The sequence below is a fragment of the Micromonospora desertarenae genome (assembly GCF_056150265.1).
On record NZ_JAXCFQ010000003.1, the window covers coordinates 105,994 to 121,524 of the forward strand.

Annotated in this window: 12 protein-coding genes; 4 read left to right on the forward strand and 8 right to left on the reverse strand. The window is 72.5% G+C overall.

Translation table 11 applies throughout. The features are described from left to right. Positions 1-179: 179 nt before the first annotated feature. From SM577_RS06455 to SM577_RS06465, 3 genes are all read right to left on the reverse strand, one after another. A complete protein-coding gene (locus SM577_RS06455) occupies positions 180-1,169 on the reverse strand; it encodes an asparaginase (protein ID WP_474586480.1) in 990 nt (329 codons plus the stop codon). Positions 1,170-1,384: 215 nt separating this feature from the next. After that, positions 1,385-2,677 (reverse strand): VldE C-terminal domain-containing protein, encoded by a 1,293-nt coding sequence (locus tag SM577_RS06460; RefSeq protein ID WP_302917592.1) that lies wholly within the window; start codon positions 2,675-2,677, stop codon positions 1,385-1,387. 36 nt (positions 2,678-2,713) lie between these two features. Continuing rightward, positions 2,714-2,974, reverse strand: a complete 261-nt coding sequence (locus SM577_RS06465) for a hypothetical protein (RefSeq protein WP_302917593.1) — start codon at positions 2,972-2,974, stop codon at positions 2,714-2,716. Between the two features lie 379 nt (positions 2,975-3,353). Here SM577_RS06465 and SM577_RS06470 point away from each other — a divergent pair, with 379 nt between their 5' ends. The 3 genes from SM577_RS06470 to SM577_RS06480 all read left to right on the forward strand — a co-directional run bounded on the left by SM577_RS06470 (position 3,354) and on the right by SM577_RS06480 (position 6,359). Further along, the gene (locus tag SM577_RS06470; RefSeq protein WP_474586481.1) at positions 3,354-4,316 is read left to right on the forward strand and encodes a helix-turn-helix transcriptional regulator; all 963 of its coding nucleotides are present in this window, start codon (positions 3,354-3,356) and stop codon (positions 4,314-4,316) included. 160 nt (positions 4,317-4,476) lie between these two features. Then, on the forward strand, positions 4,477-5,766 hold the full coding sequence (locus SM577_RS06475; protein WP_474586482.1) for an MFS transporter: 1,290 nt from the start codon (positions 4,477-4,479) through the stop codon (positions 5,764-5,766). 29 nt (positions 5,767-5,795) lie between these two features. After that, positions 5,796-6,359 (forward strand): dihydrofolate reductase family protein, encoded by a 564-nt coding sequence (locus tag SM577_RS06480; protein WP_474580297.1) that lies wholly within the window; start codon positions 5,796-5,798, stop codon positions 6,357-6,359. On the opposite strand, the gene SM577_RS06485 is transcribed toward SM577_RS06480, so the two are convergent. The 3 genes from SM577_RS06485 to nrdR form a co-directional block, all read right to left on the reverse strand. After that, a complete protein-coding gene (locus SM577_RS06485; protein WP_302917597.1) occupies positions 6,356-7,291 on the reverse strand; it encodes a DUF2332 domain-containing protein in 936 nt (311 codons plus the stop codon). The two genes, SM577_RS06480 and SM577_RS06485, sit on opposite strands and share 4 nt — an antisense overlap. Positions 7,292-7,464: 173 nt before the next feature. After that, on the reverse strand, positions 7,465-10,368 hold the full coding sequence (locus SM577_RS06490) for a vitamin B12-dependent ribonucleotide reductase (protein WP_474586483.1): 2,904 nt from the start codon (positions 10,366-10,368) through the stop codon (positions 7,465-7,467). A gap of 21 nt (positions 10,369-10,389) precedes the next feature. Next, entirely contained in the window at positions 10,390-10,884 is a 495-nt protein-coding gene (gene nrdR, locus SM577_RS06495) for a transcriptional regulator NrdR (protein WP_167187561.1), read from the reverse strand. Between the two features lie 567 nt (positions 10,885-11,451). Between nrdR and lexA the strand changes: the two genes are divergently transcribed. Continuing rightward, a complete protein-coding gene (gene lexA / locus SM577_RS06500; protein ID WP_302917599.1) occupies positions 11,452-12,240 on the forward strand; it encodes a transcriptional repressor LexA in 789 nt (262 codons plus the stop codon). An 87-nt stretch (positions 12,241-12,327) separates the two neighbouring features. Here lexA and SM577_RS06505 read toward each other — a convergent pair whose 3' ends face one another. After that, positions 12,328-13,989, reverse strand: a complete 1,662-nt coding sequence (locus SM577_RS06505) for a hypothetical protein (protein ID WP_474586484.1) — start codon at positions 13,987-13,989, stop codon at positions 12,328-12,330. Positions 13,990-14,039: 50 nt separating this feature from the next. Beyond that, positions 14,040-15,491: a GTPase HflX gene (hflX, locus tag SM577_RS06510; RefSeq protein WP_474580302.1), complete on the reverse strand. Its 1,452-nt coding sequence runs from the start codon at positions 15,489-15,491 to the stop codon at positions 14,040-14,042. Positions 15,492-15,531: the final 40 nt, after the last annotated feature.

The window sequence follows — 15,531 nt, forward strand, 5'->3', positions numbered from 1 at the left end:
CGGCCGCCCCGGACCAGGGCGGCGACCCATCCGCCCGGACTAGGGCGGCGGCTCAGCCGGACCGGAGCGCGCGACTCAACCGCCGGGCCGCATCGCGGCTCAGCCGCGCCGGGCCGGAGCGCGGCTCAGCGTGCCGGACCGGAGCGTCGCGGCGCAGCGGCGGCGGGCCGGAGCGCGGTTCAGCCGTGCCGGGCCAGGGCGCCGGTGATGGTGCCCCGGCTCGCACCCGCCGCGAGCAGCAGCCGGAGCAGCACCTTCGCCTTGTACGGGTCGAGCAGACCGCCGTCCAGCAGCCCGCGCCGGCGCAGGTCGGTCTCCGAGCCGACCGCGCCGTAGGTGTTCCGCAGCACCGACCCGGCGCCGCAGCGGGAGGTGAGCACCACCGGGATCCGGTCGGCCAGGGCGCCGAGCACCGGGGCCAGCGTGGCGGGGACGTGCCCCACGCCGAAGCCGGCGACGACCAGCCCGTGGTGGGTGTCGGCGACCCGGTCGACGAGCAGCCCGTCGTCGTCCAGGGTCACCGTGTGCAGGGCGACCCGGGTGTCGGCCAGCCGGGCCGGGTCGACCGGCGGCAGCGGCGCCGGCCGCTCCGGCCGGAGCAGCACGCGTACCCGCCCCTCGATCACGTGCCCGAGCGGGCCCGTGTTCGGCGAGGCGAAGGTGGCCGTGCTGGTGCTGTGCGTCTTGCGTACCCAGCGGGCGGCGTGGACCTCGTCGTTGAAGGCGACCAGCACGCCCAGGCCGCGGGCCGCCGGGGCGGCCGCCACCCGGGCCGCGGCCAGCAGGTTCGCCGGGCCGTCCGGGCCGGCCAGGGTCGGGTTGCGCATCGCCCCGGTGAACACCAGTGGCGCGTCGTGCGGCCAGACCAGGTCGGCCAGGAACGCCGACTCCTCCAGCGTGTCCGTGCCCTGGGTGACCACCGCGCCGGTGGCGCCCGCGGTCACCGCCCGGCCGGCGGCGTCGACCACGTCGAGCAGCTGGCGGTACGTCAGGTGGGCGCTGGGCACCGCGAGGGCGTCCCGTACGTCCAGCGGCGCGTCGAGGTCGCCGAGCCCGGGCACCGCGGCGACGAGGTCCGCGCCGGTCAGCCGGGTGACCACCCCCGCCCGCCCCGGGTCGTGCCCGCCCATCGCGATGGTGCCGCCGAGGGTGAACAGGGCGATGGACACGTGCGGACCTCCCGTCAGCGCCGCGGCGCGCGGCCCGCCGACCGTACCGCCCGGGCGGAATGGGGTGGCACCGGGCGAGCCGCGCCGGCAGGCTGGCCGGGTGCCCTACCGCCGCGTCGAGACCGATCCCGGCCCCGACGCCGTACGGGCAGGCGCACGACGGCCGCCTGCCGCGACCGGGGTGGTCGCGGCAGGCGGGGTGACCGTCGTACGGGTCAGCTGACCGTCCTCGGCTGCGTGGAGAGCAGCACCTGGGTCCAGCCGGACGCGTCGACCGGGTCGCTCAGGTGGTACTGGACGTCACTGCCGTCCAGGTCGTACGGGTTGACGTCGTGGTAGTGGTACATGCCGCCGGAGGAGGTGCGGCCGAAGTAGATGCCGCCGCCCGGCGACATCAGGTGGGTGAAGCCCCAGCCGTCGGCGTCGAGCGTCGCCGGGTTCCAGTCGTCCGGCCCGTTGATCTTGTAGGACCGGAGGGTGCCCGCGCTGGTGGTGCCCAGGATCCAGTTGGTCCCGGTCGCGGTCAGGGTGTTCAGCGTGAAGCCGCTGCCGATCAGGGTGTTGGTGTTGATGGTCACGGAGTGGGTTCCCACGGTGACGCCGTAGCGGCGCAGCTGGCCGTCGGCGATGCCGAACAGGTTGCCGGCCCCGTCGTAGGCGAGCAGGTCGCTGGTCCAGCCCTTCGAGCCGATCTCGACGGGCGCGTCGAAGGTGAGGGACTCGTTGTTGGTACGGACGTCGACCCGGTAGAGCTTGCCGGCGGTGGAGGTGACCAGGATCGTGTTGAAGTTCATCGTGGCCATCGCCTTCGGCGTGAAGCCCAGGGTGGCGGTGGAGATGACCGGCCCGAAGGTGCGGTCCCCGGTGCCCGCGTCGATCACGGAGTAGGTCATCCGGCCGTCCGGCAGCACGCCGTAGACGGAGGCGTTCCCGGCCACGTGATCCGCCGACCACCAGCTCGTCCGCTTCTGCGCGCCGGCCCAGCTGAAGCTGAAGTGGATGTGGTCGGTGTGCGGGTTGGCACCGCTGTAGGTCTGCCAGCCGGCCGAGGGCTCGTACGCCTTCCAGATCTTGTTGTTCCAGATGATGTACATCATGCCGAGCCGGCGCGCCATCGCGTGCCGGTTGCCGTACGAATCGGTGGCGAGCAGCCAGTTGAGCAGATCTGTGGCGTCCGCCCGCTGCCCGGCGTCGTAGTAGTTGAAGTGGTAGTCGAGGGCCCGGCCCTCCTTGTGTTCACTGGTCCCGCCGCTGCCGCAGTCCCGGCCGATGCCCCAGGTGTGGGAGCCGTAGGTCGCGTTGAGCAGGTCTTTGAAGCCGACCACGCCCGGCTTAGCCGTGGGGTCGCAGGTGTCCTGGCCGTCGTAGGCGGCGTAACCGTCGATCCGGGAGCCGAAGGCGGGGGTGCTGGGGGCGGCCAGGGCGGTCGTCGGCGCGGCGACGACGGTCGCCGCCAGGGCGGTGGTCACGGCGGCGGCCAGACCGGCCATCCGGAGCAGACTTCTCACGTACGGTGTCCTTTCCCGGGACTGGAAAAACGGAAATCAGACGATGCGCCAGAGGTCGAGCCGCGGATCATCCGCGAGGCAGCACTGAACCGCCCGACGCAGAATTGCGTACGCCAACGACGGCCGGTCGGTGGCGACGAATGCGAGAATGTCGAATCCGGACGGCCCGGCCCGAATTCGGAAATGGTTAATCCGATCGTCCAGACGCGCCCGCGCCGACAGCAGGCCGTTCAGCTCCGGTTCGGGATATCGCGGATCCCCGCCCAGTGGGGCTATCCGGACCACGGCGGCGATCACGCCTGGTTCGGCGCCGGAAGCGGCGGCGTCCAGCCGAAACCCTCGGCGAGCTGACCCGTGGTGACCTCGATGCCGAGGGCCGCGGCGATGGCCGTCAACACCGCGACGAGCAGCACCGGAACGAACAGTCGGGTGGACAGAGAGCGGCACGCGGACATGACTGGTCCCTTTCGGATAATGGCGGAAGATGGCACCTCGACGCGTATTCGGTGATTGCTCACCGGCGTTGGGACAAGCGTGCCGCTCCCGCGGGGCGCTGTCACCGTCTTGGGGCTGGCCAGACCCTGCCTGGCGAGAAGTCGCAACCGCCGCCACGGGACAGCGGAAAAGGCCGCGCCACATCTACACTCGTCCCCATCGAACCAACGGGGAGGTTTCGGTGCTGGAAGCGCTGGGTTTGTCCACTGTCAATGAATCGGTCTACCGGGCGATGCTCGCGCATCCCACCCTCGACGTGGCCGGTCTCGCCGCCCACCTGGATCTCGACCCGGCGCAGGTGCACGCCGCGCTCGACGTGCTCGCCGATCTGGCGCTCGTCCGGTTGGACGGCACCGGCGGCGCGGCCCGCGCGGTGCGGCCGCAGACCGGGCTCGCCGCGCTGCTGGCCCGGGTCGAGGCCGACATCGCCGTACGGCAGCAGCAGATCGAGGCGGTGCGCGCCGCCATCGCGGACATCGCGGTGACGCACGAGCAGCACGAGGTGGTGCTCCGGCTGGAGGGGATCGACGCGGTCCGCGACCGGCTGGCCGAGCTGGCCGGCGGCGCCACCACCGAGTGCCTCTCGTTCAGCCCGGGCGGCGCCCAGCCCGCCGACACCCGGCATTCCGAGGCGCCCCTCAACGCCGCCGCCCTGGACCGCGGCGTCCGGATCCGCAACGTCTACCAGGACAGCTTCCGCAACGACCCGGCCACCCTGGCCCACGCCCGGCGGATGGCCGCGCTGGGCAGCGAGTCGCGCACGGTGCCGACCCTGCCGATGCGGCTGATCATCGTCGACCGGAGCATCGCGCTGACCCCGATCGACCCGCGGGAGCCCCGCCTGGGCGCCCTGGAGCTGCGCAGCCCCGGTCTGGTCGCCGGGTTGCTCGCGCTCTTCGAACAGGTCTGGCAGCAGGGCAGCCCGTTCGGGGAGGTGCCCGGCGCCCGGTCCGGGGCACTGACCCCGCAGGAGAAGGCGTTGCTGCACCTGTTCGCCGACGGGCACACCGACGAGTCGGCGGCCCGGCAGCTGGGCATCTCCGCGCGCAGCGTGCAGCGGCTGATGAACGCGCTCACCGAACGGTTGCAGGCGAGCAGCCGGTTCCAGGCCGGCGTCGAGGCCACCCGGCGCGGCTGGATCTGACCGCCCGGCGGCCGGCGCGCGGGCCACCGGCGCCACCGCCGGCCCGGAAATGGCTGGCACGGGCCGGGGTGGGCCGGCAGGCTGGCGCGGTGCCGCACCGCTGCGTCCAGACCGACTCCGCCCCGGCCGCCGCACGCCGGCTGACCCGGGGGGCAGGGACGTGACGCAGCGACTGCTGCCGTCCGCCGAGGCGGCCACCCCGGCACCGCTGTGGCGCAGCCGGGACTTCGGCCTGCTCGGGGGCGGCCAGACGGTCGCCGAACTCGGCACCCGGATCTCCAACGTGGCGGTGCCGCTGCTCGCCGCGGGCACCCTCGGCGCCAGCGTCTTCCAGGTCTCCCTGCTGACCTTCCTGGCCTGGCTGCCGTACCTGCTCTTCTCGCTGCCGGCGGGGATCATCGCCGACCGGGTCGACCAGCGCCGGCTGATGGTCGCCTGCGACCTGGGCCGGGCCGTGCTGCTGCTGTCGGTGCCGGTGGTCGCCCTGGTCGGCCGGCTCAGCCTGCCCTTCCTGTACGCCGTGGTCGGCCTCGCCGGCGTGCTCACCGTCTTGTTCACCGTGGCGTACAAGAGCGTGCTGCCGGCGCTGGTGCCGGCCGAGCAGTTGCTGGACGCCAACGCGAAGCTCACCATCAGCCAGGACTCGGCCGAGCTGGTCGGGCCGACGATCGGCGGGGTGCTGGTCGGGCTGGTCGGCGCCGCGACGACCTTCCTGGCCACCGGGGCGACCTTCCTGGTGAGTGCGGTGACGTTGCTGCTGGTCCGGCGCCGCCCCGCCGTCCGGTCCGGGCGCGAGCGAGGGCCGCTGCGCGCGGAGCTGACCGGCGGGCTCGGCTTCATCCGCCGGCAGCGGATCCTGCTGGCCATCCTGGCCTGCACCACCACGTCCAACTTCTTCGTGATGGCGTCCAGCTCCATCGAGGTCGTCTTCATGCTGCGCGAGCTGCACGCCTCCCCCGCGCTGGTCGGGCTGGTCTTCTCGGTCAGCGCGGTGGGCGGGCTGGTGGTCGGCGCGCTGGCCGGGCGGCTGACCGCCTGGCTCGGGTCCGCCCGGGTGATCTGGGTGGCGATGGCCGCGCCCGGCCCGCTCTACCTGCTGATGCCGCTGGCCCAGCCCGGGTGGGGGGTGCTGCTCTACGGGGTCGGGCTGGCCGCGTTCTCGGCCAACGCGGTGCTGTTCAACGTCGCCTCGATGACCTACCGGCAGCGGATCACCCCACCCGAGCTGCTCGGCCGGGTCAACGCGGCGTTCCTCTGGATCTGCTTCGGGGTGATCCCGCTCGGCGCGTTGCTCGGCGGCGCGCTGGGCAGCCAGCTCGGGCTGCGGCCCGCGCTGTGGATCTGCGTGCTCGGCACCTGGAGCGCGTCGCTGTTCGTGGTCTGTTCGCCGCTGCGCGGGATGCGCGACGTGCCGGCGGCTGTCCGACCCGTCGGGGATGCTGTGAGCTGACGGCAGCCGATCGCGAAGGAGCACCGACGATGCGGAAGATCATCGTGCACATGAGCGTGTCGCTGGACGGGTTCTTCGAGGGCCCGGGCGGGGACATCAGCTGGCACATGGTCGACGAGGAGCTGCACCGCCACTTCAACGCCGAACTGCGCACCATGGGCGGGTTCCTCGACGGGCGGCGGACCTACGAGCTGATGGCCGCCTTCTGGCCCACGGCCGACCAGGATCCGGCGAGCAGCGAACCGATGAAGGAGTTCGCCGGGATCTGGCGGGACATGCCCAAGGTGGTCTACTCGCGGACCCTCGAGCGGGCCGACTGGGGCACCACCATCGTCCGGGAGGTCGTCCCCGACGAGGTACGCAAGCTCCAGGCCGAGCCGGGCGGCGATCTCGTCCTCGGCGGGGCGGACCTCATCGCCACCTTCCTCGAACACGACCTGGTCGACGAGTGGCGGATCTACGTCCACCCGGTCATCCTCGGCCGGGGCCGGCAGCTCTTCCCCACCTCCGGCGAACGGCGCCCGCTGCGGCTGGTCGGCACCCGCACCTTCGGCAACGGCGTGGTGCTGCTCTGCCACGAGCGGGCACGCTAACCGAACCAGGTCATCGCCTGGCCGTGCCCGCGGGTCCAGGCCAGCGGCGTCCCGTCCAGCGCCAGCACGTTGTGATGGGCGTCGCCCGGCGGCTCCGGGAGCGCGTCGTACGGCAGCACGTCCGGCGCCTCGTTGGCGATCCAGTGGCCGGGCAGGGCGCGTACCGCCTCGGCGAACGCCGCCCGGCGCGGCGCCGGCACCTGGTAGAGCACGGAGGTGTGGAAGACCACCAGTGTCGCGCCGGCCGGCGCCCGCGCGGCCAGTGCGGGCAGGTCGTCCACCAGGTCGCCGCGCACCAGCAGCGGCGGGTCGGCCGCGGCGACGGCCGCCGCGGCCCGCAGCCGGTCCCGGCGGTGCTCGTGCTCCGGCCAGATGAGCGCGTCGAGCCAGGCGACGTCCGCCGGATCGGTCACGTCGAGCGGGTTCAGGTCCAGGCCGGCCCGCCACACCACCTCGGGCCGGCGCTCGGGCGGCGCGCTGCCGGTGAGCGCGCAGTCGAGGACCGGCCCGCCCCGGCCGAGCAGCCGGTCGCCGTAGCGGTAGGCGTACCGGTCGGGATAGAGGCAGAGCCCGGCAGAGGCGCCCACCTCGATCAGCGCGAGCGGCTGCGGCAGGGCGGCGAGCACCGGCAGCAGTACGGCACAGCGCCCCGGCTCGTTCGTCTGCACGGCCCGGCTGCGCAGCTCCGCCTCGATCGCCGGCCAGTTGGCCAAGGTGAAGTCGTGGAACGCTGCCGGGTCGTGCACCGGCCCGCCGAGCAGCCGCACCACACCGAAGAGCAGGTTCGGCTGCCGCTTGGCCGGCGGGAGCGTCTCGGCGAGGGCGAGCAGCCCGTCGTCCCGGGAGACCGCGAGGGAGAGGCGCTCGTACGCGGGCGACACGCCCCGCGCCTCGCGGGCTCCGAACCGCACGTACGTCTCGGCGATGGTCATCCCCCGATGATCGCCGGCATACCCCCACGTTGTCCTGCCCGCCGACGGCGTCGACACCGGATTCGCCGTGCTGGACTCCCCCAGGGCGTTGAGGCCGCGACATCCCGCATCGCGCGCGGAGGAACGGACGAGCCCCGGGCGTGGGGACGCCCGGGGCTCGTCGCGGTGGTTCGTCAGCTGCAGCCGCTGGTGGAGCCGCAGCCCTCGCAGACGTAGCAGCTACCGGCCGGGCGCATCTTCGTACCGCAGGTGAAGCAGAGCGGCGCGTCGGCGGCCTTGCCGATCACGGCCTCCAGCAGCTCGGTGCTGGAACCCACCGACGGCGCCGGCTTGGCGGCGGCGACCTCGGCGACCTCCTGCGCCGGCTGGGCCACCGGGCCGGTCTTCGGCTCCTCCGGCTTGGTCTCGACCGGGGCGGAGGCGGCCATCGCGGCGAGGTCCGCGCCGCTCTCCGCCTCCGCCTCGGCCCGCAGCTGGGCAGCCCGCTCCTTGGCGGTGAAGATGCCCAGCTCCGCGCGCCGCTCGTACGGCAGGAAGTCCAGCGCGAGCCGACGGAAGATGTAGTCCATCACCGAAGCGGCCATCCGCACGTCCGGGTCGTCGGTCATGCCGGCCGGCTCGAAGCGCATGTTGGTGAACTTGCTGACGTACGTCTCCAGCGGCACGCCGTACTGGAGGCCGATGGAGATGGCCACCGAGAAGGCGTCCATCACCCCGGCGAGGGTCGAGCCCTGCTTCGACATCTTGAGGAAGACCTCGCCGAGGCCGTCGTCCGGGTAGGACGACGCGGTGAGGTAGCCCTCGGCGCCGCCGACGGAGAAGCTGACCGTCTGGGACGGGCGCTTCTTCGGCAGCCGCTTGCGCACCGGGCGGTACTCGACGACCTTCTCGACCACCTTCTCCACCTCGGCCGGAGCCTCGGTGGTGGCCTTGTTCGGCTTGGCCGCGGACAGCGGCTGGCCGACCTTGCAGTTGTCCCGGTAGATCGCCAGGGCCTTGAGGCCGAGCTTCCAGCCCTCGAAGTAGATCTTCTCGACGTCCTCGACGGTGGCCTGCTCGGGCATGTTGACCGTCTTGGAGATCGCGCCGGAGATGAACGGCTGGACCGCCGCCATCATCCGCACGTGCCCCATCGGGGCGATCGACCGCTCGCCCATGGCGCAGTCGAAGACCGGGTAGTGCTCCGGCTTCAGGCCGGGGGCGTCCACCACGTGGCCGTGGTCGGCGATGTGCTCGACGATCGCCTCGACCTGCTCCTCGGGGTAACCGAGGCTGCGCAGGGCGCGCGGCACCGTCTGGTTGACGATCTGCATCGAGCCGCCGCCGACCAGCTTCTTGAACTTGACCAGCGCCAGGTCGGGCTCGACGCCGGTGGTGTCGCAGTCCATCATCAGGCCGATGGTGCCGGTCGGGGCGAGCACGCTGGCCTGCGAGTTCCGCCAGCCGTTCTTCTCACCGACCTTGTTGCCCAGCGTCCACTGCTTCGTGGCCTCCCGCTGGATGGCGGTGGCCACGGTGCCGGCCGGCTTGATCTCGTCGTTGGCGGCGGCGTGCTTGCGCATGACCCGCTTGTGCGGCTCCGCGTTGCGGGCGTAGCCGTCGTACGGGCCGACGATGCCGGCCAGCTCGGCGGAGCGGCGGTAGGCGGTGCCGGTCATCAGCGAGGTGATCGCCGCGGCGACCGAGCGGCCCTGGTCCGAGTCGTACGGCAGGCCGGAGGCCATCAGCAGGGCGCCCAGGTTGGCGTAGCCGATGCCGAGCTGCCGGTAGGCGCGGGTGGTCTCACCGATCTTCTCGGTCGGGAAGTCGGCGAAGCAGATCGAGATGTCCATCGCGGTGATGACCAGCTCGACCGACTTGACGAACTTCTCCACCTCGAAGCCACCGTCGGCGCGGAGGAACTTCATCAGGTTGAGCGAGGCCAGGTTGCACGAGGAGTTGTCCAGGTGCAGGTACTCCGAGCACGGGTTCGACGCGGTGATCCGGCCGGTCTCCGGGCAGGTGTGCCAGTCGTTGATGGTGTCGTCGTACTGCAGGCCGGGGTCGGCGCACTCCCAGGCGGCCTGGGAGATGGTGCGGAACAGCTTCTTGGCGTCGATGGTGTCGATCACCGAGCCGTCCAGCCGGCCGCGCAGGTCGAAGCTGCCGCCGTTCTCCACGGCGGTCATGAACTCGTCCGACACCCGGACCGAGTTGTTGGCGTTCTGGTACTGCACGCTGACGATGTCGGCGCCGCCCAGGTCCATGTCGAAACCGGCGTCGCGCAGCGCGCGGATCTTGTCCTCCTCGCGCGCCTTGGTGACCACGAACTCCTCGATGTCGGGGTGGTCCACGTCGAGGATGACCATCTTGGCCGCGCGCCGGGTGGCGCCGCCGGACTTGATGGTGCCGGCGGAGGCGTCCGCGCCGCGCATGAAGCTCACCGGGCCGGAGGCGGTGCCGCCGGAGGAGAGCAGTTCCTTGGAGGAGCGGATCCGGGAGAGGTTCACCCCGGAGCCGGAGCCGCCCTTGAAGATCAGCCCCTCCTCCTTGTACCAGTCCAGGATCGAGTCCATCGAGTCGTCGACCGCGAGGATGAAGCAGGCGCTGACCTGCTGCGGCGACGGCGTGCCGACGTTGAACCAGACCGGCGAGTTGAAGCTGAACACCTGGTGCAGCAGCATCCAGGTCAGCTCGTGCGCGAACACCTCGGCGTCGGCCGGGCTGGCGAAGTAGCCGTACTCCTCACCGGCCGTGCGGTAGGTGGTCACCACCCGGTCGATCAGCTGCTTGAGCGACCACTCCCGCTCCGGGGTGCCCACCGCGCCCCGGAAGTACTTGGTGGTCACGATGTTGGCCGCGTTGACGCTCCAGGTCTCGGGGAACTCCACCCCGCGCTGCTCGAAGTTGATCGAGCCGTCCCGCCAGTTGGTCATCACGACGTCGCGGCGCTCCCAGGTGACCTCGTCGTACGGGTGCACCCCCTCGGTCGTCCAGACCCGCTCGACCTTCAGACCTGTCCCCGCCTTGTTCCGCGACCTGCTCGTCGTCACAACGTCCGCCCCCTCGTCTACGTGGTCACCCACCACGCGTCCCATCTGTCAGAAATCTGGAAAAACTCAACCGGCCCGGCCCGCGGCCTCTGCCGCGCCGGCCTCGGCGCCCTCCCGGGCGCGTGCCCGCAGCGTCTCGATCTCCCGCTCGAAGTCGGCGAGCGAGTCGAACGACCGGTAGACGCTGGCGAACCGGAGGTAGGCCACCTCGTCCAGGTCCCGCAACGGGCCCAGGATGGCCAGCCCCACCTCGTGGCTGGGGATCTCGGCGGCCCCCTTGGCCCGGACGGTCTCCTCGACCCGCTGCGCGAGCAGCGCGATCGAGTCGTCGTCCACCGGCCGGCCCTGGCACGCCTTGCGCACCCCGCCGATGATCTTCGTGCGGCTGAACGGCTCGGTCACCCCGCTGCGCTTGACCACCGCGAGGACCGCCTCCTCGACGGTGGTGAACCGCTTGCCGCACTCCGGGCAGGACCGCCGCCGGCGGATCAACTGGCCGTCGTCGGCCTCCCGCGAGTCGACCACCCGAGAGTCGGCGTGCCGGCAGTACGGACACCGCATCGCCTGACCTCCTTCGTCGATCCACGGGCCCGATCCCACGCACCTCCGGGCACGCCGGACCCCGGCGGGGCCATCCTCCGATGGCCGTCGCCGTGCCGACGGTACTGGAGTGCGGTCGGTAGTCGAACCCAACCTGTAGGCGACTTACGCCCGTGTGACTACTACATCTAGGGGTCGACCGTATGCCGCCGACGAACGGAGGTCAAGTTGGGCGGCGTGTCCGGCGCGTCACCGGCAAACCGCGTCGAACCGACCGTCCGGTGCCGCCGGAGGACCAACCGAACGACCCCGCCGGGGGTTACCGCCCGGCCGGTCCGCGCTCGCCGACGATCCGCCAGGATCGAACACCCGTTCGACCCGACGTACCATTACCAGAACGGGCGTACGAGCCGCGAGCGTTTCCACCGCGACACGCCGAGCCGAGGTCGTACAGATGTTTGAAAATGACCGATCTCACCTATACGGTCAGGAACAACCGGTCGCGGCACCCGCCGCACCGGCCAGCACAGCCCCGCCGCACGCACCACGAGCCGCCGAGGCACCCAGCGCCGACCAGGGAGGACGGACGTGACCGAGGACCGGGCCAGCCGGCCCAAGAGCCCGCACCAGATCACCGAGGCGGGCCCGCCGGCCACCCGACGCCGGGCCGCCACCCGCGGCCGGGCGGCCGGGCAGCCCGCCGTGCGCCCGGTCACCCCGGTGGTCAGCGCATTCCCCGACCCGGCGACGGTCGACCTGACCGCCCGGCAGCGGCGGATCCTGGAGTTCATCCGCACCTGGGTCGACCGGCACGGCTACCCGCCGAGCGTGCGCGAGATCGGCGAGGCGGTCGGCCTGGTCTCCCCGTCCAGCGTCGCCTACCAGCTCAAGGAGCTGGAGAAGAAGGGATTCCTGCGCCGCGACCCGAACCGGCCGCGGGCGGTGGACGTCCGCGCCCCGAGCGACGTGGTCGACGACGAGCTGAGCCGCTCCCAGCGCCCCACCCCGGCGTACGTGCCGATGCTGGGCCGGATCGCCGCCGGTGGCCCGATCCTGGCCGAGCAGGCGGTCGAGGACGTCTTCCCGCTGCCCCGCGAGCTGGTGGGTGAGGGCGAGGTCTTCATGCTCCAGGTCAAGGGCGACTCGATGCTCGACGCGGCGATCTGCGACGGCGACTGGGTGGTGGTCCGGCAACAGCCCAACGCCGAGGCCGGCGACATCGTCGCGGCCATGCTCGACGGCGAGGCGACAGTGAAGACCTACCGTCGGCGCGACGGTCACGTCTGGCTGATGCCGCAGAACCCGGCATTCGACCCGATCCCGGGCGACGACGCCACCATCATGGGTCGGGTCGTCGCGGTGCTGCGCCGCATCTGACCCGTTCCGCCGGGTGGCCGCCGACCGGCGGTCACCCGGACCGGCCCACCCCCGACGGCGGGTCAACCGGTCGGGCGAAGGGGATGGTCAGTACCGGTCGCCCCGATAGCCCCGGCCGGGCACCTGGCCGTACGAGCCGCGCCCGTCGTCGTAGCCGCCGTCGCGGCGGCGCCCTGGCCGCTGCCCCCGGGGATCCTGCTCCGGGCCGCCCCGGCGAGGCGGCTCCGCCCGGCCACCACCGCCGTACCCACCGCCGGGCTGACCGCCGTAGACGCCGCCACCGCCACCGGCGGGCCGGCCGTTGGGGCGGCCGCCACCGTAGACGCCACCCCCGTCGGCCGGGCGGCCACCGCCGTAGACGCCACCACCGCCCGCCGGGCGGCCACCGCCGTAGACGCCGCCACCGGCCGGTGCGCCAGCCCGGCCACCGCCGCCCGCCCGGCCACCACGGTCACCGCCGCCGGCCGGGGGGCCACCGCGGCCGCCGCCGTAGACCCCGCCGCCGGCCGGTCCCCCGTACACGCCGCCGCGGCGGGCGTCGGGCTCGGAGCGGTCCTCGTCGGGTCGGATCCGGCGGTTGTCGGGCAGGTCGTCGTCGGGGTCCCGGCCGTCCGCGTCGTCACCGGACGACCCGGCGCCGCGCTTGCGGGCCCGGAGGATGCCGACGATGCCGGCGCCGACCAGCAACGCGCCGATCACGCCGACCGCCGCGATGAGGTAGGTGATGTCCTGCAGCGACAGCGAGTCGAACCAGGACAGCGAGGCCTTCTTCGGCTGGCCGTCATCCTCGCCGGCCACCGGCTTCGCGCCCTCGGTGGAGGGGGTGTAGCTGAGGATCTCGATCGGCTCGTCCTCCTCCATCTGCCCGCCGTCGGAGACGGTGAGGAAGGACTTGCCGTCGGGGGTGTAGGCGATCGCCTCGCCGAACGGGTCGGCCAGCGGGGTCACCTTGGGCTTGCCGGTGGTCACCGCGGCCAGCACGTCGCCGTTCGACACGTCGTACTCGAAGGCGTCGGCGTACGTGCGCAGCACCACCCGGGTGCCGTCCGGCGACCGGGCGGCGCCGGTGATCGCGACCCGGCCGAAGGTGTTGAACGGGTTCTCCGTGGCCGTCTTCGGCAGGGTGATCTCGCCGACCTGCTTCATCGGCACCGGCTCGGTGTCGCCGGTCTTGAGCTTGCCGTCGGGGGTGAATACCTTCGCCTTGCCGCTCGTCACCTTCGTGATGACCAGCGGGCTGCCGTCGGAGTTGATCAGCAACGCCTCGGCGTCGTGGTGCTTGCCCTCCGGGTACGACAGCCGGTGCAGCTGCGGCTTCTTGCTGCCGCTGACCGGCATGCTCCACACCGCCACCCGGTCCCGCCGGTTCTTGCTGGTGACGTTGTCGCCGGTGTCGGCGATCCAGAGCGTCTTGCTGTCCGGGGAGAGCGCCAGGTCCTCGGTGTCGAACGGCCCGCCGCCGGAGTAGCTGACGTCCTTGGTGACCTCGCACTTGCTGTCGAGGAAGAAGACCCGCTTGCGGCTCTCGACGTCGGTGCCGTCGTTGATCACGATGTAGCCGCTCCGGGTGGCCACCAGGCCGGAGAGTTCGCGCAGCCGCTCGTCGGCCACGGTGCACCGCTTCTTGCCCGGGGCAACCGCGGACGGGAGGGAGGCGGGGGCGGGCGCCGCCACGGCGGCTCCGCCGGCCGCCACGGCTACCCCCACCAGACCGAGGGCAGCCATGATCGACGAGACAGCGCGGCGCATGGAGTCAGTGTCGCATGCCCCACGTTTCGGCCGGGTGACGCCGGGACGCCTCACCGAGCCCCGGCGACCGCCTGGTCCTCCCCCGCCCGGAACGGCGCCAGCTCGGCCGCGAGGCTCTCGCCCACCCGGACGTGCAGCAACGTGCCCTCCGCCAGGTGGGCCGTGCTGAGCACCTCGCCCTGCCGGTGCACCCGGGCGACCAGGTCACCCCGGTCGTACGGGAGCACCGCGCGGACCTCCACCGCCGGGCGGGGCAGCCGTGCCTCGATCTCGTCGCGCAGCCCGTCGATGCCGCGGCCGCTGTGCGCCGAGACGAAGATCGCCTCCGGCCAGAGCCGCTTCAACCGCAGCAGCGTCTCCTCGTCGGCGGCGTCGGTCTTGTTCACCACCAACAGCTCCGGCAGCCGGTCGGCGCCCACCTCGCCGAGCACCTCACGGACCGCCCGGACCTGCTCCTCCGGATCCGGGTGGGTGCCGTCGACGACGTGCACCACCAGGTCGGCCTCGGCGACCTCCTCCAGCGTCGAGCGGAACGCCTCGACGATCTGGTGCGGCAGGTGCCGGACGAAACCGACGGTGTCGGAGAGGGTGTAGAGCCGCCCGTCGGCGGCGGTGGCCCGGCGGGTGGTCGGGTCGAGGGTGGCGAAGAGCGCGTTCTCGACCAGCACGCCCGCCCCGGTCAGCCGGTTGAGCAGGCTCGACTTGCCGGCGTTGGTGTAGCCGGCGATGGCCACCGCGGGGACGGCGTTGCGGGCCCGGCGGGCGCGCTTGGTCTGGCGTACCGTCCGCATGCCCTTGATCTCCCGGCGCAGCCGGGCGATCCGGTGCCGGATCCGGCGCCGGTCGGTCTCCAGCTTGGTCTCACCGGGACCGCGCAGGCCCACGCCGCCGCCGGCGCCGCCGCCGCGACCGCTACCACCGGTCTGCCGGGACAGCGTCTCGCCCCAACCCCGCAGCCGGGGCAGCAGGTACTCCAGCTGGGCCAGCTCGACCTGGGCCTTGCCTTCCTTGCTCTTGGCGTGCTGGGCGAAGATGTCGAGGATCAGCGCCGTCCGGTCGACCACCTTGACCTTGGTGCGCTGCTCCAGGTTGCGCAGCTGGGACGGGGACAGCTCGCCGTCGCAGATCACCGTGTCGGCGCCGCTGGCCAGGACCACCGAGCCGAGGTCGTCGACCTTGCCCCGCCCGATGTAGGTGGCCGGGTCCGGCCGGTTGCGCCGCTGGATCAGCCCCTCCAGCACCTGCGAGCCGGCGGTCTCGGCCAGCGCGGCCAGCTCGGTGAGGGAGTTCTCGGCGTCGATCTGGGTGCCCTCGGTCCAGACGCCGACCAGGACGACCCGCTCCAGCCGGAGCTGGCGGTACTCGACCTCGGTGATGTCGGTGAGCTCGGTGGAGAGGCCGGGGACCCGCCGCAGCGCCTGCCGCTCCGACAGCTCGAACTCACCGGTGGTGGCGTCGAGCTCGTCGTCGTCGAGGGGAACGTAGGTCTCCTGGTCTCGCAAGCTGTTCTCCTGTCCGTTCTGTCAGGTACCGAGCAATCCT